Raw genomic sequence first — 22,064 nt, forward strand, 5'->3', positions numbered from 1 at the left:
ATTTAATTCAATCAGGGTTTGGAACCCTGATTGAATTAAATTAACCACTGTTCAATAACTAATGTATTCCAGAGTAAACCAGATGTCAATCGAATCCATGCACATTTTTCGAATTATTTTATACAATATAAAAGCGGACCCTTTTGCGAGTCCGCCTTCATTACTATTCAGCTTTGCTTAATACTTGTTGTTCCTGTTGCTCTTCAACTTTATTCGTAGCTTTCTTCTGTTTCATATACCCAATTGCTACAACTGCGGCAACAACTAGGATTTCAAAGCCATACTTCACAAATCCATTACTAAATGCTGAGCTTAGGAATGGTTCTGCAACAATCATCTTTGAAGCAGTCCAAGCTAAAATTGCAGCACCAATTGTGACGATGATTGGGAAGCGATCAATTAGCTTAATGAATAATGTACTTCCCCAAATCATAATTGGAACTGAAATAATAAGTCCTAATACAACGAGTAAGAAGTTACCTTGAGCAGCACCAGCAACCGCTAGAACATTATCTAGACCCATTAGAGCATCCGCAATCATAATTGTTCGAATAGCTGCCCAGAAGCTGCCAACAGCTTTAATTTCATGGCCTTTATCATCTGTTAATAGATTATAGGCAATCCATATAAGAAGGATACCTCCGACAACTCGTAAACCTGGGATTCCAAGAAGCCATACAACTGCTAAGGTTGCTGCAATTCTAATCGCAATTGCCCCTACAGTTCCCCAAATAATTGCTTTCTTTTGTTGTTCTTTTGGTAAATTTCTAGCTGCTAAGCCAATAACAATGGCATTATCTCCTGCTAAAACCAAATCAATCCCAATAATAACTAAAAGTGCGGTTAAAAACTCTAAACTTAAAATTTCCATGAAAGATCTCCCTTCTTATCTTTTATTCTATAAAATTAGGAAAAACAACAATGCCTTTCACTAGAATAAACTACTTTACTGATGCTAGATGCCTATCATCTAAACGTTTTTCAATCTTTTCAAGCTCTTCCTTGTCTTGTAAAATCTCTTCTTTATTCTTTTTAATTAATTCTTCTAATGATGTTGATTCTATCTTTCTCTTAAGCATACCTTTCACCTCTCATTCATTGCCTAAAACGAAAATGACCTTTACCACATGTGGTAAAGGTCATAAATAAAGACCTCTACCGTAATCTTGGTAAAGGTCTTGCTAACAACGTTTAAGTTGCCAACAAAGCCGAGAGTGGTTACACTCTGAATTGACGACTTTGCTGTAAAAGCTACTCCCCTTTAGGAGAACAATATTCGAAATATTTATTATACAAACAATTTTACATAGGTTTTATGCTTTTGTCAACACTTTTTCAAATTATATTTTTCCCATAAAAAATTTCATCCATTTCGGTAATTAACTTTTCAGCAATAGTAAGTTCTTCTTCTTCCGTAAGTTTTTCCATTGTTCGGCCAAAAAACAAATAATGCTCAAGATCAAATTCCTTTAGCTTACATTTTGTGTGGAATATATTTTCCTGATACACATTCACATCGATCATGTGATACATTTCCTGAATTTCATCAGGTATGTAATTTTGAATGGAATTAATTTCATGGTCAATAAACAGTTTATGCCCGGTCACGTCTCTTGTGAATCCACGAACACGATAATCAATGGTCATCACATCGGTCTCGAATGATTGGATCATATAATTTAATGCCTTTAGTGGAGATATTTCCCCGCAGGTGGATACATCAATATCTGCTCGAAATGTACTAATACCATCATCTGGATGCGATTCCGGATATGTATGAACGGTTATATGACTTTTATCCATTTGCGCAACAACAGATCCAGGAATCGGTCCTGGGGACTCTTCAAACGCTTCATCGGGTGATTCATCGACCGGTCCTTCTGATACTAAAATCGTAACACTTGCTCCCTGCGGAACGTAATCTTGCTTTGCAACATTTAATATATTTGCACCGATAATATCCGCCACATTGGTTAATATTTCGGTTAATCGATCGGCATTATACACGTCATCTATATATTCTAAATAGGCATCCCGCTCTTCCTGAGACCTCGTATAACAGATATCGTACATGTTAAAGCTTAATGATTTCGTTAGGTTATTGAAACCATGTAGTTCTGTTATCTGGTTTGGGCTCAGTTGCATATGTTTCATCTAATTGTCCCCTTTTTCTATATTTTTTTCCATATATTTATGTTGGTTGAATCCCGGGATTCTATTCATTTTATCTGGATTTTATTAAAGGACAAAAAAATATCCGGCCAAATGGCCGGACAGTGTAAATGATTTATGATCATTTAAAAGGGGGGTATGAAAAAGCTTATCTTTTCCATGTCTTTATATTATCCAGAAAATATGAACAAACTATGAATAAAGGATTAAGTTTCTATTAAATAAAAGATTTTCATAGGAAAAGAGAGGTCCCCCTCTCTTTTTACGCATACATCTTATTATCTTCTTCCTTTTTAAAAAAGCTCTTCATTGCGTGGAATACATCTGCTTTTTGTTTTAAAATATAATACTTAAATCGCTCATCCTCAATGTTCTTATAGGCAGACATGAGAGTGCTGTGACGGTTGTATTGGTTTACTTCACCATAGCCGAACATATTGGAAACCTTCATTAACTCACTTACTAATTTCACACATCTTGCATTATCTGACGTTAAATTATCGCCATCTGAAAAATGGAATGGATAAATATTGTAGCGTGTTGTTGGATACTTATCATTAATGATTTCTAATGCCTTTCGATAAACTGATGAACAAATTGTACCTCCACTTTCTCCTTTCGAGAAGAAATCTTCTTCGGATACAACCTTCGCCTCCGTATGGTGAGCAATAAATTCAATTTCGACTGTTTCATATTTTGTGCGAAGGAAGCGAGTCATCCAGAAGAAGAAGCTTCTGGCCATATACTTCTCCCAAATTCCCATTGATCCACTCGTATCCATCATCGCGAGCACCACAGCCTTTGAATCTGGTTTAACAACCTCGTTCCATGTTTTAAACTTCAAATCCTCACGATAGATCGGGTGGAAGCTCGGTTTCCCTGCCATCGCATTTCGTTTGTATGCGGACATCATCGTCCGTTTCTTATCAATATTCCCCATTAACCCCGTACGACGGATATCATTAAATTCAATATTTTCAACAATGTTTTGATCTTGTTCTTTCCGTTTCAGATTCGGCAGCTCCAGCTCCTTAAACAAAGCTTCCTCAAGCTCCATGAGTGAAACTTCAGCCTCATAATAGTCTTCACCAGCTTGGTCGCCTGCACCTTGCCCTTTTCCAGATCCTGCTTTCCCTTGATTTTGTCCTGATCCATCTCTTGCAATGACATCACCTACCTGACTATCTCCATCCCCTTGGCCAACATGTTTATTCTTGTCATAGTTGTAGCGAATTTTATACTCATCTAATGATCGAATTGGGATCTTAACGACATCTTTCCCGTTTGACATAATGATACTTTCTTCCGTTATCAAATCAGGTAAATTATTCTTAATTGCATCCTGAACCTTTTCCTGGTGTCTTGTTTGATCATCATGGCCTTTGCGATGGAGGGACCAATCTTCTTGGGAAATGACAAAATTCTTTGAATTACCTTTCGACATAAGCTTTCCCCTCCTAAATTATTTTTTTTGAAAACCATTCACATTTTTATTCGTACTCTCATACATTATCTTGACGGCTTGAGAAAGAATTTCGTAAAACGAAAAAACTATAAGAAATAACAACTTGTTTGCAAATAAAAAAGAGACCAACTTCTACCGCTCTTGAAGCAAAAATGAAGCAATAGTAGATTACTCTATACTATGCAAAATTATCGTATTATTGACAAAAGATTTCATAAATTAGGCATTAAGTCTTAAAAATAGACAAGTTCCAACCATTTATTGCATAAAATGTTTTTCTTAAAAGTGGACATGCCTTTGCTCAACAAAATTCCTATTGAAAAATAAAGGATTAGACCACTCACCTGGTCTAACCCCCTATTGTCATCGATTCAGTAAACTTCCTACATAACGAAGCAATTCATTAGCTGATGTTGAATTATAACCGTGTTCATCAATTAATCTTGCGACAACCTCATTGACCTTCTTCAACTGTTGCTCATCTGGTGTCTTTGTGGAAGTTGTGATTTTCACGACGTCTTTAAGATCAGCGAATAATTTCTTTTGAATTGCCTCACGTAGACGCTCGTGCGAATTGTAATCAAATCTTCTACCTTTTCGTGCATAAGCAGAAATACGAATGAGGATTTCCTCTCTAAATGCTTTTTTCGCATTTTCAGAGATTCCGATTTGCTCCTCAATCGAACGCATTAGCTTTTCATCTGGACTCATTTCTTCACCCGTCAATGGATCACGAAGCTTGTTTTTATTGCAGTATGCTTCAACATTATCTAGATAGTTATCCATTAATGTCTTCGCAGACTCTTCGTACGAATATACAAATGCCTTTTGAACCTCTTTTTTCGCAATTTCATCATATTCTCGTCTAGCAATCGAAATAAAGTTCAAATATCGTTCACGGTCTTCGTTCGAAATCGAAGGATGATGCTCAAGTCCATCCTTTAAGGAACGCAATACATCTAACGCATTAATGGATGGATTTTCCTTGCGAATGATTGTTGAGGAAATACGATTGATCACATAACGTGGATCAATACCACTCATACCCTCATCCTGATATTCCTTTCGAAGCTCCTCCACATCAACTGAATTGAAGCCCTCCACACTTTCTCCATCATATAATCTCATCTTTTTAATAATATCGACATCGCCTTTTTTAGGCGCTTTTAATCTTGTTAAAATTGTAAACATTGCCGCCACTCTAAAGGTGTGTGGCGCAATATGAACATCGCGAACATCACTTTCCTTAATCATCTTTGCATAGATGCGTTCTTCCTCAGAAACACGTAGATTATAAGGAACTGGCATCACGATAATACGTGAATGCAATGCCTCATTTTTCTTATTGGAAATAAAGGAACGATACTCTGTTTCGTTAGTATGGGCTACAATGAGTTCATCTGCCGAAATCAGAGCAAAGCGTCCTGCTTTAAAATTCCCCTCTTGAGTTAAGGATAATAAGTGCCAGAGGAATTTCTCATCACATTTTAACATCTCCTGGAATTCCATCATTCCACGGTTTGCTTTGTTTAATTCACCATCGAAACGATAGGCACGTGGGTCTGATTCTGAACCAAACTCAGCAATCGTTGAAAAATCAATACTTCCAGTTAAATCAGCAATATCTTGGGATTTTGGATCGGATGGGCTAAATGTTCCGATTCCGACACGCTTATCCTCGGAGAAAAATATTCTTTCGACCCTTACATCTTCAATTCTTCCTCCATATTCTTCCTGCAATCGCATCATATTAAGTGGAGACAAATTACCTTCAATTCGAACCCCATACTCATTAAAAAAGTCCTCTCTTAAATGATGAGGGATAAGGTGTAATGGGTCTTCATGCATTGGACAGCCTTTAATGGCATAAACCGCGCCTCGTTCCGTATGTGAGTAGGTTTCTAATCCTCTTTTTAACATGGAAACAAGTGTTGATTTACCACCACTAACAGGACCCATTAATAATAAAATTCGTTTACGAACATCAAGTCGTTTAGCTGCCGGATGAAAATATTCTTCTACCAAACGCTCGAGCGCCTCTTCAAGACCAAACAATTGGTGGTCGAAGAACTTATACTTACGCTTTCCATCTTCCTCTTCAACACCTGCATCCTTGATCATATTATAAACTCTGGAATGAGCAGACTGAGCAACCCCTGGCTTTTCTTTTAGAACTTCCAAATATTCAGCGAAGGTTCCTTCCCACTTCAAACGTTGTTCCTCTTCACGAAACTGTTCTATCTTTTTTAAGATATCCATTAATTGAGGGCCTCCTCCATCTTTGATGTCACTTGCACGGTTTATTTAAATGTATGCTAGGATGTCCTTTAACATGCTTTAATCTTACAAAATTCAACATGTCCTATACTGAATTGTTTAAAAAATAACCTTTGTTTTCCCAATTGGACAAATTGAAAAATATTTTAATAAAAATAGGGGGATACAATGTTAAAGGGGTTCACTTTTAGTGTATGTGCCTAGTTTTAAAAGGTTCGAAAATGTTTACAATTTGTCCATAGATAACATTCACACAAAATTGAAATTGGGTTATAATACACGTAGATGTGTTTTTAGGAAGGATACTTGAGGGTTCAATTTTATTGAACTTCAATACATAAAGGAGGAAAAGCATATGAATTTAGTCCTAGTTTTAGCAGTATGTGTAACCTTTTTAGTTGCTATCTTTACGTCTGGATACGATGACAAGCCAACCGTGAACAAAAAGTAATGATAATAAAAATGACCTTTACCAAAAATGGTAGAGGTCATTTTTTTACGAAAGTCCAGGGTAATTTTGTTTTCTTAATGCCTCATATACGACAATTGCTGCGGTATTTGATAAATTTAGGGATCGGACATTTTCAGTCATTGGAAGACGTATCGCCCGACCCATGTTGTTTTGGATAAGCCCCTCAGGTAGCCCTGTTGTTTCTCTTCCAAATACAAAGAAATAGTCCTTTTGCAAATCACTATAATCAATGGATGAATGTGTTTTTTTCCCGAACTTTGTGATTAAGTAAAACTCTCCATCCTTATATTTTTCAAAAAGCTCATCTAAAGAATCATAATAATGAATCTTTACAAACTCCCAATAATCTAATCCGGCACGCTTTAGCATTTTGTCATCTGTTGAAAAGCCAAGTGGTCGAATTAAATGTAAGGTAGTATCTGTTGCTGCACAAGTCCGTGCGATATTCCCTGTATTTGCTGGGAGTTCGGGTTGGTATAAAACGACGTGTAATCCCACTTTCTTTCACCTCAATCGTTATTATACCAAAAAAAATCAAATACGCCTTGGCGTATTTGCGCCCGATTTTTTTCGAGCAAGCTCGAAAAATTCCCTTTAAAAAATCGTGGCATCCGCCGGAGGCTTTAATTCTATTCAGCTACAGTTAAAACCCTACAGAATTGTTTAGCCTTATTAGTTCAACCCACCACTAATTGTAGTGGGGACTCATGCTGAATAAAGTTAAAAATTAGTTATTGATGATGTGAAAAAAAATATACTTTATATTCGGTGTATAGGCTGTTGAATCATAGTATGACCAATACCTCATTCGGCTGTTTTGCGTCTGGGCATTGACGAGTGGATAGCCTTCCATATCTTTTGCCACAACAATTGTGTTGTGATTAAATCGTCCGTCTCCCTCAAAGTCATAGCAAATGATGTCTCCCAATAAAAGCTCTTTTGGGGAGGATACCTGCTTTGCTTGAAGACCTCTTTGTGATCCAGTTAAATACCACCTTAATGAATTAGCTACAGACCAACTATAACTCCAATTGTTATTTTGCATCCACCAGCCTTTACTGCGATTCGGATACCCATACATCGGTGCGCCACCTGCACGGAGGCATTGCGAAATAAAGTTCGTACAATTATCAGTAAACCTTGGATATTCTGGATTGTAGTCATTCCACCACCGCTCTGCATATTGGACCGCAGCAAGTCGGTTATATTTAAAGCTTCTGATATCTTCTTCTGGATCTTCCCGATTCATGGTTTCATAATGGATATCTATTTCCCTTGGGACCTCTTCATCGCTTATTAATTTATTGAATGTAAATACAGCCTTTCTTTCCTCACAATTCTCCTCGATGTACAGGTTTTTATTTTGACGAATTAAATATTGATAATGAACAAAATAGTTAAGATGCATTTTTCCATCTACTTCATTTTTGCCGATGATTTGTCCGTTTGTATTGCATTTGACGATTTCCGCTGAACGTTTATCCATAAGCTCTTTTTTTCGCTGAATGAACTCAAGATCTTTTTCTGGCAATTTTACTGAAGACGCAGCTCGTGTATTACCAACAAGCAATTGAGCTTTAGCCTCAAACACCTTTGCTAAAGTCGACTTCATCAACCAACACCACCTTCAAGCTGTGATATTACACAATATGAAAGAATTTGGGTTTTAAGTAGAAAATTATTAATTTATGGAATTGTGTCTTTGCGGGGAGGATTTGCGTCTTCGTTTTGATATTTGCGTCTGCACAGATGGATTTGCGCCTTATTTTTAATATTTGCGTCTACACGGGCGGATTTGCATCTTATTTTTAATATTTGCGTCTGCACAGGCGGATTTACGTCTTTTTTATATTTGCGTCTCCACGGCCGGATTTGCATCTTATTTTCGATATTTGAGTCTGCACAGATGGATTTGCGCCTTATTTTTAATATTTGCGTCTTCGTGAGACGGATTTGCATCTTAGTCCAATGTATATAAAAAAGGATGCACCTTGGCATCCTTTTTATCTACCTAACATATCCAACCCTTTTTCGATTTCTTCTATGACCTGCTCGTCCTTCTCTTTCAAACTAGCCTCTTTTAATATCTCAACCACACTCTCGTCGCCAATTTTTCCAAGGGCCCATGCAGCAGTTCCTCTAAGAACTGGTCTAGGATCATCTATTAACACTTTCTTCAACTCAGGAATCGCACTGCTGTCTTTAAAATGACCTAGAGCAATAATTGCATTTCGTTGAATTGGCTTCTTTCCTCGCCAAGAACCAGATAACGGACCAAAGGTTTCTTTAAATTCACGATTGCTAATCGATAAAATTGGTTTTAACAATGGCTTAACCACCTCTGGGTTGGGCTCCATTTCTTCATGGAAATGAAAGTCGATTCCCTTATTTTTAGGACAGGCGGTCTGGCAAGAATCGCAGCCATATAGTCTGTTACCAATTTTCGTACGGAATTCTTCAGGTAAAAAATCTTTTGTTTGTGTTAAAAAGCTGACACATCGCTGTGCATTAATTTGTCCGCCCTGCACCAATGCTCCCGTTGGACATGCATCAAGACATGCTCGGCATGAACCACATTGATCTTCAATTGGCGTATCAGGAGCAAATGGGATATTCGTAATCATTTCTCCTAAATACACATATGAACCGAACTCAGGAGTAATTATCGCGCAGTTTTTTCCGCCCCAGCCAATACCCGCTCTTTCCGCAACAGCACGATCAGATAATTCACCTGTATCAACCATCGACTGAAGTTTCGCATCGGGCAATTTTTCTAAAATAAACGATTCGAGCTTTTGTAGCCGATCCCGCAAAACACGGTGATAATCCTCTCCCCAAGATGCCCGAGCAAACATCCCGCGACGCTCATTTCGCGTACTCCTCGGTGCATCCTTGAGCTTTGCAGGGTATGCTAGAGCAATCGCAATAATTGATTTTGCACCAGGCAGAAGCAGTTCAGGATTGGTTCTTTTTTCGATATCCTTTGGTTCAAATCCTGACTGGTAGCCTAGCTCCTGTTGTCGTAGGAGTCGTGATTTTAACTCCTCAAACGGAGAAGCACTTGCAAAACCAATTTTATCGATCCCAATTGTTTTACTATAGTCGATTAACTCTTGTTGAAACTGTAAAATATCCAAGTCTCGGAACCTCCTTTCCTTGATTTCATAAGCCGTTCTACTAATAGATTCACTAGGATTTATGGTACACTATTTACAATAATTTTTGGAGGGATAAATGATGGAAATTCAAATTTCGCCACAATTAAAGGAGCTTGTCCCCGATTTCAAGGTGGGGATTATTCATTACGATCATATCGAAGTTGGCGATTCTCCACAAATGATTCGTGGCAGATTACAAACCTTTCAGGAGTCGCTCTTTTTTGACTTAGAGGACAAACCCGTGACAGATGTTAAAGGGATAGCCGAGTGGAGAGACATTTTTAAAAAGGTCGGGACTGACCCAAATCGCTATCGTCCATCCGTGGAAGCCATTTATCGTCGGGTTCAAAAACAAAACTTTTTGAATTCGATTCATTCCGCTGCTGACCTTAATAATTTCTTTTCGATTCAATATGAGATTCCAGTTGGGATTTATGACGCTGATAAAATCAACGGTAATATTGAGATGCGAGTTGGTCAACCAGAAGATGAGTACATGGGGATAAACGGTAGAGACATATCAATGAAAGATAAAATCTTATCTGGTGATGATACAGGAGCGTTTGGAAGCCCATATGTGGATTCTAAGAGAACGGCAGTGACCGTTGAAACTAAAAATGCGATTCAAATTGTGTATCTAAAGCCTTCTCTACAAATTGAGAGTTGTGAGAATTTGATAAAGTCACTTGGTACGATGTTTACACAGGTACACGGTGGAACAGCAGAGTCTTTTATTGTAAAGTAAAAAGCTTGATAAAAAGGAAAAAACGCAACACTTCGTTTATCTAAGAAACGAAACACTGCGTTATATATGTATGGAGCGGGTGATGAGAATCGAACTCACGACATCAGCTTGGAAGGCTGAGGTTTTACCATTAAACTACACCCGCACATAGATATTAAGTTTATAAAGATTGCAATACGCTTATAGGCCTTACATGCCTCTTCCTCTGCTAGCTTATTCATGAAGTGAATCCGTCGAGGCAACTCGCAGATTATTCAGTGAAGCTTTGCTCGTGGCTGAGGTTTTACCATTAAACTACACCCGCACAACTTATTAAATCTTATTACAATTGTTAACAAATCATGTGAATATTATAACAAGTTTGTAAAAGCTTTGCAACATGTTTTTGTAACTTTTTGTCGAAGGATTTAAAAGCTGACTACTTGAGTTATTATATACATTCGATAAATATATTGCAATAGTTCCTGAAAAAAATATTTACAAGTCTTTTACATAGTTAACACAACATTTGTCTATATTAAAATAATAATAAATTTAGAGGACTACCTTTTTTCTCTGGCAGTCCCTTTTTAATTTTTCATACAATTATTTTGACTTTCTGGATGAATAGGAGTAGATTTTATATATGTATATTCAAATAATCAGATATTCTATTATTCAGAAGGAAGGATAAAAATGCTACAAAAGTGGGCTTTTACAGGGAGATTTAAAGGGTATTCGGTTCAATCTTTTCAAAAGGATCTTATTTCTGGCGTCGTTGTTGGGATTATTGCGATTCCTCTGGGAATGGCGTTCGCGATTGCTTCAGGCGTCAAACCTGAATATGGGATCTACACCACCATCATCGCGGGTATTCTTATTTCACTCTTTGGGGGCTCTAAGTACCAAATTGGGGGACCAACTGGTGCTTTTATTCCGATTTTGTTTGGAATTGTAGCAACCTATGGATTTGAAAATCTATTAATTGCGGGCTTTATGGCGGGTATCATTCTGTTCATGATGGGGATTTTCAAACTGGGCTCTTTAATCAAATTTATCCCTCGTCCCGTTACAATTGGTTTTACATCAGGTATTGCGATCATAATTTTTGTCGGGCAGGTTCCTAATTTCCTTGGACTCGATCAGATTGAGAAGCACGAATTGTTTTTAGATAATATGAGAGAAATTGTTCTGCATATTCGTGAAATCAATATTTATAGCATTTTAACTGCTTTCATTTGTTTAGTTGTACTCCTATTGACACCAAAGTTCTTTCCAAAAGTACCCGGTTCATTAATTGCCTTACTTATATCAACTGGTATTGCGACTATTTTTTATCCATCCCAAGTGGCGACAATTGGCTCAACATTTGGTGAGATTCCTAGTAAACTACCAAGCTTTCAATTTCCTGATATAACGGTTGAACGGATTAAACATCTGATTCAACCAGCATTTGTGATTGCGATGTTAGGAGCAATTGAGTCTCTTCTTTCGGCCGTTGTCGCAGATGGAATGACGAACAGCAAGCACAATAGCAACCGAGAATTAGTCGGTCAAGGTCTTGCAAATATGGTTACTCCTCTGTTTGGTGGTATACCGGCAACTGGAGCTATTGCAAGAACGGCAACCAATATTAAAACAGGAGCTGTGTCGCCTTTATCTGGTGTCATACATGGTATCGTTGTTCTGCTTGTCTTACTTTTATTTGCACCATATGCTTCAAAAATTCCGTTAGCAAGCATGGCACCGATTATTATGCTTGTCGCGTGGAACATGAGTGAGCGTCGAGTTTTTTATCATGTTTTACAAACAAAGACTGGGGATTCACTAGTGCTTGTTGTCACCTTTTTACTAACTGTCTTAATGAATTTAACGGTTGCGGTCCAAGTTGGTCTTATTTTAGCAGTTGTTCTTTTTACAAAGCGAATGAGTGATATAATAGTGACAGAAAAAGCGTTACCTAACCCCGAAACAAAGCATGAAAAAATGGATACAGGCATTGTGACAGATTCTCATGATTGTCCGCAAATTAGTATTTATAATGTTGAAGGGCCATTATTTTTCGGAGCAGCACAGGCTTTTGAACAACAAATTATGAAATCAATCAATTACAGACCTGGAGTCCTTCTGTTGCGACTTGGTAGAGTCCCGTTTATGGATACAACAGGAGAAGCTGGATTAGCAAGTATTGTAAAAGATTTTTCAAAGCATGGGATTGTTTTGATTTCAGGAATAAAACCACAGCCTAAAAGCGTTCTACAAAAAACGGGGTTATATGAGCTCATCGGAGAGGAAAACTTTTTTGAGCATACTGGGGATGCCATTGATTTTGCACTCACGCAAATAAATCATAATAAATGTCTAGGATGTAGACATTTTGTGTTTAAAGAATGTCAGGCTCTGTCCGGAGTCGAAGAAAAAGTGGTTAATAAGAGAAGTGTTTCCCTAAGCTAATGTTGAAAGTGAGGTAAAGTAGTGAATCTAGAAATGCAACAATTTAAGGCTGACTTTTTTAAAGCTCTTGCGCATCCATTAAGGATCCGAATCTTAGAGCTTCTTGCTGAGGGAGATAAAAATGTGAATGAAATTCAAACCCTTATCGGCAGTGAAGGGTCAGCCGTGTCCCAGCAACTAACTGTACTACGTGCTAAAAATATCGTGTATGGAACAAAAGATGGCAATCGTGTCATCTATTCGCTCAGAGATCCAATGATTGTTGAGATTCTCTCGGTGGCAAAGCATATTTTTAATAACCATCTTGTCAATACAATTTCACTTCTTGATAAAATTGGAGAAGATGTAAAGGATAGTTCACAGTGAACTATCCTTTTTTAATCAGGCAAATATTCTTCGCCAAAATTATCTAATATAAATCTTCTTTCCTCTGCTTCGCTCATTAAGCCGTACGCTTCTCCGGTGTTTCCGTTTTGATAATCCCAAAAATAATTGTGATCAACATCTGCTAGACTGAAATCTCCATTTTTCCAACGTTCTAAAATGGCCAATAACTCTTCTTTTCTAGCAAAATCACTTTTTGAAACGACATCAAAAATTTCATTGATGGTTTCGGGTATCATTGGTTTTGCGCCCCATTTTTTGTCGGCTTTCACCTTTTGATGGGTCATATGATGCATCGCGGCTATAACTTCTCTCTCTTCCGGTGATTCACTTAAATTCAGATCATATGTAACTCCACCGATTTTTTTAGTTTGTTCCTTAAACTCATCCACTTTATTGGATGCTTGATTTGATGAAGATGCAGCCTTCCCAGCATCACCACTGTCGAACATTTTATATACACTAAACATAAGTCCAATCGAGGCACCTATCAAAATCACAAAAATTATAATCCAGGTCCAGGTCTTCATAACTTCCTCCCCATTAAAACCCCTATATTCTTACTTTTTAGTATTATGTATCCATTTAAAATCTTAACACAAAGTACATAACAATATGGTGTCTTAAGTTTTATATAAGTATTTTAATAACAAAAATAGGCGAAAATACCTATAAACAAGACGGAGGTATAATCGATTGGGTCTTGGAGCGTGGGCTTATCTAATTTTATTTATTATTGGATTCGTTGTTTTATGTATTGCATATCGAAAAATTAGATCCAAACGTCTTTTTATCCTTTATTTTACTGTCACTGGGACTACCCTTTTATTCGATTACTTCATTTATGTATGGGGTAAGGCTTATGTTTATAAAATTGATGTGTTAAATAATGAAATAGATTCACACTTAGGTGCAATGGTTAACGGACTTGTACTGCCTTCATTTGCTGTCTTATTTGTTGTTTTGAGGTGTAGGTGGTATTGGAGCATCCCGTTGGCGTTATTCTTCACAATGATTGAATTGCTTTTTACGAAATGGGGGATTTTTAAAACAAATTGGTGGACCCCCTGGTATACGATTGCTGGTTTAATCATTTATTTTCCTGTAGCAAGATTATGGTGGATTCATGTAAAAAAGACATGGATTCACTTTGGTACGTTACTTCTATCTTTTTATGGAATATTTATCCCTTTACATTTTCTACTCCATGGCGTTTTTAAAATGAGAACTTATCATGTTGTTTGGATTGAACAATTACATCGTGGTAGTTCTGCGATAACAACGATTACTGGTCTTAGTTTTGCTATTCTACTTGCCTATTTGAGTATTGTTCATGCAAGGAAGGGTTGGTTTTATTTTATCGTTTTTTCATATATCGCTTATGATATTGTTTTGAAAGTTGTCGGGGTCATAAGAGCTGAGCATACGGTGCTTGATTCCATATTAAGCTTTCTCACCTTCTTCCTCGGATATTTGTTTGTAAGGTATGCAGACCGAAAAATCAAAGTCCTTGTAAATAAAACTTGATTCATTACAATAGAAAGAAAAGGACTTGGGAGAGCTGACAATGGACCAATTTATGAAAAAAGCGATTGAATTAGCATTACTAAATGTAGACGAAGGTGGGCAACCATTTGGTGCCGTCCTCGTAAAAGATAACGAGATTGTTTCTGAAGGTGTAAATGAATTACATAAAAAGCATGATGTGAGCGGGCATGCCGAATTGCTTGCAATCCGAAGAGCACAGGAAAAATTCCAAACGAATGATTTATCTGGCTATACGATGTATGCAAGCGGTGAGCCTTGCTCTATGTGTTTGACGGCCATTTATTTTGCAGGAATCGAAAAGGTATATTATTGCCAGTCCGTCGATGATGCTGTAGACGTAGGACTTGGAAAATCAACCTTTATTTATAATGAATTAAAAAAGAATCGAGAGGATCGGGCTCTCGACATGATACAAATGAAATTAATTGAAACACAAGAAGATCCAATGCTACTTTGGAAACAAAAAAATTAACATAATGCGCCTGTCCTTAGTTGCAGGCGCATTTTATCCTACTGTCTTGAACGTCGTTCATAGTCGCGTTCGATTTCTTCCTTCCAGCTTCGGTCAATTTTCTTTCCACTACGAAGATTGGTAACAGCCTCACTGAGCATTTGATAGTTTAATTGTGTTCCCTGTTCGTCAGCGTGGTAATCAACTGCAAAATCCTTGTCTATTCCAAATTCAGCAGCGGTTGAAACAGCATCAATATTCGCACCTAAAAACATGAATTCCCAGCCATATTTTTCTTTTTGGTATTGCACCATTTTTTTAATTTTTTCAGCTGTAAATTCACGGCTTGCATTTTCCATTCCGTCTGTTGTTATTACGAAAAGGACTTTTTCAGCTCTTTCTTCTTTACTTGTATGTTTTTGGACATTGTTAATTTTTTGAATCGTAAAACCGATCGCGTCTAATAAAGCAGTCGTTCCACTAACTTCGTATTCTTCTTCGGTAATTGATGAAATCCCCTTTACATTGATGCGATCATGAAGAAGTTCATAATGGTGATTGAATAAAATCGTTGTGACATAAGCTTCCCCTTCTGCTTTTTTTTGTTTCTTAAGCATTGAATTAAAGCCACCAATCGTGTCGGCTTCAAGCCCAGCCATTGATCCACTTTTATCCAAAATAAACACTAATTCTGTTTTCATCTTGTTATCCTCCGTTCGATTTTTGATTACAAGGTTAGGATAACAAGAATTAATATAGAATTGGTCGCTTCGAAAGCGACATTTTTATGCCCCTAATAAAGGTTGGTCAAACATAAATAAGGCTTCATTGATTTCATGGATATTGTAATTCGCTTGATTTAGGAAAAATTCAATGATGACATCAAACTTACTGCTATGGGACAATGTGTATCCTGCTGCGGACAATAAATGAATCGTTTCGTCGACATTTAATTGCAATGCAATTGCAAAGGCAATCGCCGTTTTCTTTTTAGGAGTATATCCCGCTTCATTGCGGATTTTTGAAAATAAACGACGGTCCAGATTTGCTCTCTTATATGTCTCTACATCGGTCAATCCTCGATCATCTATTAAACGGAGAAGTCTTTCAGTAAATGATTCTTCTAACTGGTTTACTAGATCGACTAAATCGCTTTGGATCTGGTGGCTTTCTTCGATTTCGTACAGCTTCTCCTGCACGTCCTCTATAGGTTCAGCATGATAAAGTTCATTGTTTCTGATACGACTGAATGTCGTTTCGAATTCATCTACGTAATGTTCGTCAATATATTGATGTATCGAGTTAAATAACTTCTTGCTAACACCAAAAGAAGTTTTGTCAAAGACAACAAGATAGACAAGCATATCGTGTTCCATTAAAAAAGAGCTAATCGTAGAAACCGCGATTTGAAGGGCTTCCTCTTTCGGATAACCATAGATTCCAGTTGAAATGAGCGGAAAGGCAATAGACTGGCATTTATGGAGCTTTGCTAGCTCTAAAGAATGATAGTAAGAGGACTGCAAAAGTTTAGCTTCATTCTTTGAACCACCCTGCCAAATCGGCCCGGGAGTATGTATGATGTATTTTGACGGCAACTTAAAAGCATCAGTAATCACTGCATTTCCGACCTGGCAGCTACCAATCTCATCACAAGCCGCTTGGAGTTCTTCATATCCTGCAGCCCGAAAAATCGCTCCGCACACACCACCACCCACCTTTAGCTCCGTGTTCGCTGCATTCACAATCGCATCAACCCTCATTTGTGTAATATCATTCCGAACAATCTCTAATGGCATAACTGTTTCTCCTTTCCGTGGGACCATGGGGCCACAGGGACGGTTCTCGTGGTCCCAAGTGGGTTACGCATCGAGAACAAGAGTAAGGTTCTTTTTGCAAATTGGAGCTATTCCACTCCCGTTCCGGTGGTAACTCTTTCACCTTTTAATTCCATAAATCCCAAATAGGAACCAGTAGAACCGTCCCTCTGGTTCCATCCATTAATAGATTTCTTTTTCAAAAGTATCCCCATTGTTATATACAACTTTCATTACTAGTCTAATATCTTCGTATTTATCAACTTGATTGAGATGGAAAAAGCGTTCCATGTTTACAGATAAGTTTTCCTCAATCCCCTGAAGCTCTTCTTCTCCTATTAGCGTATTACCTTTATATTTTAATAAGATTGCCTTTTCCACGTACATCGATTTTTCATCCAGTAAATAATTTACCAAAGTAATATCTAATTTTGAGTTGAAAATATGAACATCTGTCTGGATCGTGCCATAATAACTTGATTTCAAATCCTCTAAAAATTCTTGTTGAATTTCACTGCTTTTAACCATATCGTCATAAGAAACAGTTACATAAAAGTTAATCGTATCTTGGAGGTCTTCGATTTCCTCTGTTTCTGATACCTCTTCGCTATAGTAGGAATCAGAGGTAATCTGACCAACTCGCCACTGTGGCTCTTTTTCAAATTCAAATGGCACTTCTACCTGGAATAGCCCATTCTGTATTTCTTTTGCAGGCTGGGATGAATACTCTTGCTCATCACCAAAAGAATAATGAAACATTACTTCTGACGCTTTTTGCAGCTCCTTTACCTGCCAATTAAAAGTGGCTATCGCTTCACTGTTTTTCAATTCTTTAGTATCAATCTGCATGGTGATCTTACTTATCCAACTTTGTTCATTTTTAAATTCTTCTAGTGCATTGTAGACCTCACTTGCTTGACTATCGATTCTTGACGTAATTTCATGTTGAAAGCCAGAATAATAGCTTATCTCCTGCTCTAGCTGATTCACCTTTGATAATAGCGTAAAATTCAACACCAAACTCCCGATCAAAGCCAACACCACAAAAATCCTAATATACCTATCGATCCCCATCATCCCCCCAAAAAAATCTGTATAATAACAGGTTATTCTCCTTACATTAAATATAACAAAAAAGGTGGATCAGAGGGACACATACATTGTTCCCCGACAATTATAAAAATGAGACGGTGCCTCCGTCAAAAGAGGTTTAAAATGAAAATTCGATTTGGTTATGTTGCAATTGCACTAGGCTTGTGGGATGCAAGTCCTTCAAAATCATTAACTTTCACACGGTATGCAGCTCTTCCAAAGGATGAACGTCTGGAAAAGCTCAAATTTGTTACCGCTCAGAATTTACTTCATACTAAAAGGATTCTACATTATAATATCGCACATGAAATTGAGCTATATCGGCTTTCAAGCTCTCTCGTCCCCTTAGCCACTCATCCTGAAGTTATGTGGGACTTCATAACCCCCTTCAAGAAAGAATGGGACGAACTTGCACAGCTCATCAAACAATTTAACATGAGGGTTAGTTTCCATCCTAATCAGTTCACCCTTTTCACAAGTCCAAGGGTTAAAGTGACATCAAATGCTGTAATCGACATGGAATTTCATTATAAGATGCTTAACGCTTTAAATGCTCTTGAAATAGGAATTCTCAATATACATATCGGTGGCGCATATGGAGATAAAGAAAAATCATTAGCCCGCTTCCACCAAAATCTCCAAAGACTACCAAATGAAATCAAGAAGCAAATGACTCTTGAAAATGATGATAAAACGTACAATGTAGAAGAAACACTGCTCGCATGTGAGTCAGAAAGCATACCGATGATTCTTGATTATCACCACCATATGGCTAACAACGAAGGAATCGATCTCACCCTATATCTAGAGCGTATTTTTCAAACATGGGATGAAAAAACGACAGTGCCAAAAGTGCATATTTCATCGCCCAAAACAGATAAAGCCTACCGTTCACACGCTGATTTTGTGTCCTTAGACTTTATCATGCCTTTTTTAAAAATAGCTAAAGCTCTTAATCAAGACTTCGATATCATGATCGAAGCAAAACAAAAGAACCTTGCCATGCACAGACTTGTCGAAGAAATATCGTCAATTAGAGGAGTAAAACGAATCTCTAGTTCGGCAGTAGAGTGGTAGGGACTCCAGGGACAAGTCCACTGTCCCTAGATTAAATGAAATATAGGTGAGGTGAACTCCGGTGACAATGGTCCGTCTTGGATATGTAGCAATGAGTACAGAACTAAAAAATGCTTCTCCTTCAAAAACAATGACGTTTGCCCAATTCCAAAAAATAGATGACCGCGAAGCAGCGATTCGAAAATTGGAGCGTATCGCTCTAACAAATATAAACAATACCCTAAGGCTGTTAAAACATAATGCAGCATCTGACATACATTTTTACCGACTAACTTCTCGACTAGTCCCTTTAGCCAATCATGAAGAGTTACTCGATTGGAATTATATAAGACCATTAAAAACGACTCTTCGAGAAATTGGAGATTTTGCGAAGGAACATGGAATTCGGATTGATTTTCACCCGGATCACTTTGTTCTGATCAATTCTCCCCAAGTTGAAATTTTAAAAAACTCAATACGTACACTAAAGCTCCACTATCTCTTATTAAAAGCAATGGGGATTGATCCAATTCATCGCTGCGTAATGCATGTCGGCGGAAATTATAAAGAAACGGATGTGTCACTCGAACGATTCGTTACTAATTGGATGGACGTCCCTGCAATGATTCAAAAGATGATCATGCTAGAAAATGATGATACATCCTTTACGCTGGAAGATACACTTTATCTATGTGAAAAATTAAATATTCCACTTGTTTTTGATTATCACCACCACTTAGCCCACCATCAAAACCCTAATTGGGAAGAACATTGGGATAGAGTGGTACAAACGTGGAAGCATTCACCACTCCCTATCAAAATGCATATATCAAGTCCTAAAAGTACGGAAGCCTTTCGTCATCATTCTGACTATGTCGATATAGATATGTTTTTTACGTTTTTAAAAGAAATTAAGGGAAGTGTTCCTCAAATCGACTGTATGATTGAAGCCAAGCAAAAAGATGCTGCGCTCTTTAAATTAATCGAGGAAATCAAAACGAGGGATGATGTGGAAATAATCGACGGCTCTTCGTTTTATTTAAAATAACTTGGGACAGAGGACTGTCCTTTTGTTCCATGAGCAGTCCTCTATCCGATTTAGGATACTAAGTCTCTCATCGAGTTGTAAATACGTTCTACTACTTCAACACCAGCTTGTTCCCACCTGCTTTTATCTGATATATGTCCGTCCTTATCGAGTGGTTCTTGGAATTGATCAAGTCCGGTCGTTGCTGTTAAAAATGAGTTCTGATCATAGTCTAGCCCATAATTCACGATATGCTTTATGACGTATGGCGTTCCAAATTGTATTCGTGCACTCGAATGATCGAGCATTCCTTCAACTACAAAAAAAGGGACTCGCAGATAGATGGTTTCTCCATTTTCACGATTTAATACAGCATCAAATTTCCCTTGATCATATTCAAAATTACTGCAAAAACTACATCCGTGAGAATCAAAAATATCTCTAACGGCACCGAAATTCCCCTTTTTTCCATCAATTACCGAATTTAAAGTTATCACATTTTTTCACCTCAAATAATCATAGTTACTAATTGGTATTATTTTCAAAAGAACGAATTAACATACATATAACCTATTTTTCCATAATCAAGTAGACATAACTTAAAGAGCAAATAGAAAAAATGAGTAAAAAGGATCTTTTGAAAAGGTGATGTCATGGAACAAATGTATCAAGCTGGAGATGTTGTCTATGTATTTTATCGAAATCCTCATACGCAGGATGTAGCTAATATACAGGCAGCTGCTGTTGTGAACCACCCGGAGAGACCAAATGAATTGGCCTTGTTTTTGTATGAAACGTATTACCCATTATCGGACGAAGTCGCAGTCTATTCCACAGAAGAAGCAGCCAACCAAGCCTATCAGTTTTACTATGGCGAGCTTTCAGAGGGGACATTGGAATGAAGCCGTTTAACCCAAAGCTCATCTATTTTGAACCAAAAGCATTAGATTATCCGTTAGGAAAACAGCTACTCGAAAAATTTGAAAAGATGGATGTGGAAATCCGATATACCACTTCACACAATCAGGTTAGAAACTTACCTGGTGATAACGATTTCCAAAAATATCGGGTTGCTAAGTCAACGCTTGTAGTGGGAATTAGAAAAACACTTAAATTTGACACCTCAAAGCCTTCAGCAGAATATGCTATTCCCTTTGCCACAGGCTGCATGGGTCATTGTCATTATTGCTACTTACAAACAACGATGGGAACAAAGCCTTATATACGTACATATGTCAATGTGGAAGAAATTCTGGATGCAGCTGATAAATATATGGAGGAACGTGCCCCGGAAATCACTCGGTTTGAGGCATCTTGTACATCGGACATTGTAGGGATCGACCATATAACACACACCCTAAAACGAGCAATCGAGCACTTCGGCAAGTCTGAGCATGGTAAATTAAGATTTGTAACAAAATTTCATCATGTCGATCATTTACTAGATGCCGACCATAACGGAAAAACAAGATTTCGTTTTAGTGTTAACGCTGATTATATTGTTAAAAATTTTGAGCCTGGGACTTCCCCTTTAGAAAAAAGAATTGAAGCCGCAGGTAAAGTTGCGAGAGCTGGTTATCCTCTTGGATTTATCGTAGCCCCTATCTATCTTCATGAAGGATGGGAAGATGGATACTATAAAATGTTTGAACGTTTAGAGGCGGAGTTACCGGAAGAAGCAAAAAAGGACTTAACCTTTGAATTCATTCAGCACCGGTTCACCAAACCCGCAAAAAGAGTCATCGAAAAAAACTACCCTATGACCAAATTAGAATTGGATGAAGAGAAAAGAAGATATAAATGGGGTAAATACGGAATTGGAAAATATATTTATCAAAAAGATGAAGAAGAGGATATTAAAAATCACCTGTACGCGTACATGGAAAAATTCTTCCCAGAAGCGAAATTAGAATACTTCACATAAACCAAGGTAACAATACTTTGGGACAAGGGTTCCTTGTCCCAAACAA

General features: G+C 37.5%; 22 protein-coding genes and 1 tRNA gene. 9 read left to right on the top strand and 14 right to left on the bottom strand.

Going from position 1 to position 22,064, the window contains the following annotated elements; translation table 11 throughout:
* Positions 1-163: 163 nt before the first annotated feature.
* From V7097_RS20950 to queG, 8 genes are all read right to left on the bottom strand, one after another.
* Positions 164-871, bottom strand: a complete 708-nt coding sequence (locus tag V7097_RS20950) for a TerC family protein (protein ID WP_335705583.1) — start codon at positions 869-871, stop codon at positions 164-166.
* Between the two features lie 70 nt (positions 872-941).
* A complete protein-coding gene (locus tag V7097_RS20955; RefSeq protein ID WP_335705584.1) occupies positions 942-1,079 on the bottom strand; it encodes an FbpB family small basic protein in 138 nt (45 codons plus the stop codon).
* Positions 1,080-1,335: 256 nt separating this feature from the next.
* Entirely contained in the window at positions 1,336-2,145 is an 810-nt protein-coding gene (gene speD / locus V7097_RS20960; protein WP_335705641.1) for an adenosylmethionine decarboxylase, read from the bottom strand.
* Between the two features lie 289 nt (positions 2,146-2,434).
* On the bottom strand, positions 2,435-3,616 hold the full coding sequence (gene yhbH / locus V7097_RS20965) for a sporulation protein YhbH (protein WP_335705585.1): 1,182 nt from the start codon (positions 3,614-3,616) through the stop codon (positions 2,435-2,437).
* Positions 3,617-4,000: 384 nt separating this feature from the next.
* Positions 4,001-5,896, bottom strand: coding sequence for a PrkA family serine protein kinase (locus tag V7097_RS20970; protein ID WP_335705586.1), 1,896 nt, complete (start codon positions 5,894-5,896; stop codon positions 4,001-4,003).
* 514 nt (positions 5,897-6,410) lie between these two features.
* Positions 6,411-6,884: a tRNA (uridine(34)/cytosine(34)/5-carboxymethylaminomethyluridine(34)-2'-O)-methyltransferase TrmL gene (trmL, locus tag V7097_RS20975; RefSeq protein ID WP_335705587.1), complete on the bottom strand. Its 474-nt coding sequence runs from the start codon at positions 6,882-6,884 to the stop codon at positions 6,411-6,413.
* Positions 6,885-7,113: 229 nt separating this feature from the next.
* Positions 7,114-7,998, bottom strand: coding sequence for an amidase domain-containing protein (locus V7097_RS20980; RefSeq protein WP_335705588.1), 885 nt, complete (start codon positions 7,996-7,998; stop codon positions 7,114-7,116).
* 391 nt (positions 7,999-8,389) lie between these two features.
* Positions 8,390-9,523 carry a tRNA epoxyqueuosine(34) reductase QueG gene (gene queG, locus V7097_RS20985; RefSeq protein ID WP_335705589.1) on the bottom strand — a complete coding sequence of 378 codons (1,134 nt, stop codon included), beginning with the start codon at positions 9,521-9,523 and terminating at the stop codon, positions 8,390-8,392.
* Positions 9,524-9,623: 100 nt separating this feature from the next.
* Here queG and V7097_RS20990 point away from each other — a divergent pair, with 100 nt between their 5' ends.
* Entirely contained in the window at positions 9,624-10,289 is a 666-nt protein-coding gene (locus V7097_RS20990) for a B3/B4 domain-containing protein (protein ID WP_335705590.1), read from the top strand.
* 71 nt (positions 10,290-10,360) lie between these two features.
* Here the strand turns inward: V7097_RS20990 and V7097_RS20995 are convergent.
* Positions 10,361-10,434, bottom strand: a tRNA-Gly gene (locus V7097_RS20995).
* Positions 10,435-10,964: 530 nt separating this feature from the next.
* On the opposite strand from V7097_RS20995, the gene V7097_RS21000 reads away from it, so the two are divergent.
* Positions 10,965-12,722 (top strand): SulP family inorganic anion transporter, encoded by a 1,758-nt coding sequence (locus V7097_RS21000; RefSeq protein WP_335705591.1) that lies wholly within the window; start codon positions 10,965-10,967, stop codon positions 12,720-12,722.
* 21 nt (positions 12,723-12,743) lie between these two features.
* The gene (locus V7097_RS21005) at positions 12,744-13,088 is read left to right on the top strand and encodes an ArsR/SmtB family transcription factor (RefSeq protein ID WP_335705592.1); all 345 of its coding nucleotides are present in this window, start codon (positions 12,744-12,746) and stop codon (positions 13,086-13,088) included.
* Between the two features lie 11 nt (positions 13,089-13,099).
* Here the strand turns inward: V7097_RS21005 and V7097_RS21010 are convergent, their stop codons facing one another.
* A complete protein-coding gene (locus V7097_RS21010) occupies positions 13,100-13,636 on the bottom strand; it encodes a PRK06770 family protein (RefSeq protein ID WP_335705593.1) in 537 nt (178 codons plus the stop codon).
* A 166-nt stretch (positions 13,637-13,802) separates the two neighbouring features.
* On the opposite strand from V7097_RS21010, the gene V7097_RS21015 reads away from it, so the two are divergent.
* A complete protein-coding gene (locus tag V7097_RS21015) occupies positions 13,803-14,633 on the top strand; it encodes a hypothetical protein (protein WP_335705594.1) in 831 nt (276 codons plus the stop codon).
* A gap of 40 nt (positions 14,634-14,673) precedes the next feature.
* Positions 14,674-15,126 carry a nucleoside deaminase gene (locus V7097_RS21020; RefSeq protein ID WP_335705595.1) on the top strand — a complete coding sequence of 151 codons (453 nt, stop codon included), beginning with the start codon at positions 14,674-14,676 and terminating at the stop codon, positions 15,124-15,126.
* A gap of 38 nt (positions 15,127-15,164) precedes the next feature.
* Here V7097_RS21020 and V7097_RS21025 read toward each other — a convergent pair whose 3' ends face one another.
* From V7097_RS21025 to V7097_RS21035, 3 genes are all read right to left on the bottom strand, one after another.
* Positions 15,165-15,806 (bottom strand): vWA domain-containing protein, encoded by a 642-nt coding sequence (locus V7097_RS21025; protein WP_335705596.1) that lies wholly within the window; start codon positions 15,804-15,806, stop codon positions 15,165-15,167.
* Between the two features lie 84 nt (positions 15,807-15,890).
* The gene (locus V7097_RS21030; protein ID WP_335705597.1) at positions 15,891-16,901 is read right to left on the bottom strand and encodes a macro domain-containing protein; all 1,011 of its coding nucleotides are present in this window, start codon (positions 16,899-16,901) and stop codon (positions 15,891-15,893) included.
* Positions 16,902-17,102: 201 nt separating this feature from the next.
* Positions 17,103-17,933, bottom strand: a complete 831-nt coding sequence (locus V7097_RS21035; protein WP_335705598.1) for a hypothetical protein — start codon at positions 17,931-17,933, stop codon at positions 17,103-17,105.
* Positions 17,934-18,134: 201 nt separating this feature from the next.
* Between V7097_RS21035 and uvsE (V7097_RS21040) the strand changes: the two genes are divergently transcribed.
* Positions 18,135-19,088 (top strand): UV DNA damage repair endonuclease UvsE, encoded by a 954-nt coding sequence (gene uvsE / locus V7097_RS21040; protein ID WP_335705599.1) that lies wholly within the window; start codon positions 18,135-18,137, stop codon positions 19,086-19,088.
* Between the two features lie 61 nt (positions 19,089-19,149).
* Complete coding sequence (gene uvsE, locus V7097_RS21045; protein ID WP_335705600.1) at positions 19,150-20,115, top strand: UV DNA damage repair endonuclease UvsE; 966 nt, start codon at positions 19,150-19,152, stop codon at positions 20,113-20,115.
* 50 nt (positions 20,116-20,165) lie between these two features.
* Here the strand turns inward: uvsE (V7097_RS21045) and V7097_RS21050 are convergent, their stop codons facing one another.
* Complete coding sequence (locus tag V7097_RS21050) at positions 20,166-20,591, bottom strand: YugN family protein (RefSeq protein WP_335705601.1); 426 nt, start codon at positions 20,589-20,591, stop codon at positions 20,166-20,168.
* A gap of 156 nt (positions 20,592-20,747) precedes the next feature.
* Between V7097_RS21050 and V7097_RS21055 the strand changes: the two genes are divergently transcribed.
* Both V7097_RS21055 and splB read left to right on the top strand, forming a co-directional pair.
* Positions 20,748-20,996 (top strand): transcriptional regulator SplA domain-containing protein, encoded by a 249-nt coding sequence (locus V7097_RS21055; RefSeq protein ID WP_335705602.1) that lies wholly within the window; start codon positions 20,748-20,750, stop codon positions 20,994-20,996.
* Positions 20,993-22,018 carry a spore photoproduct lyase gene (splB, locus tag V7097_RS21060; RefSeq protein WP_335705603.1) on the top strand — a complete coding sequence of 342 codons (1,026 nt, stop codon included), beginning with the start codon at positions 20,993-20,995 and terminating at the stop codon, positions 22,016-22,018. The genes V7097_RS21055 and splB overlap by 4 nt, the downstream gene beginning before the upstream one ends.
* Positions 22,019-22,064 lie beyond the last annotated feature (46 nt).

The sequence above is a fragment of the Bacillus sp. JJ1562 genome, assembly GCF_036962705.1.
Lineage (GTDB): Bacteria > Bacillota > Bacilli > Bacillales > Bacillaceae_L > Ferdinandcohnia.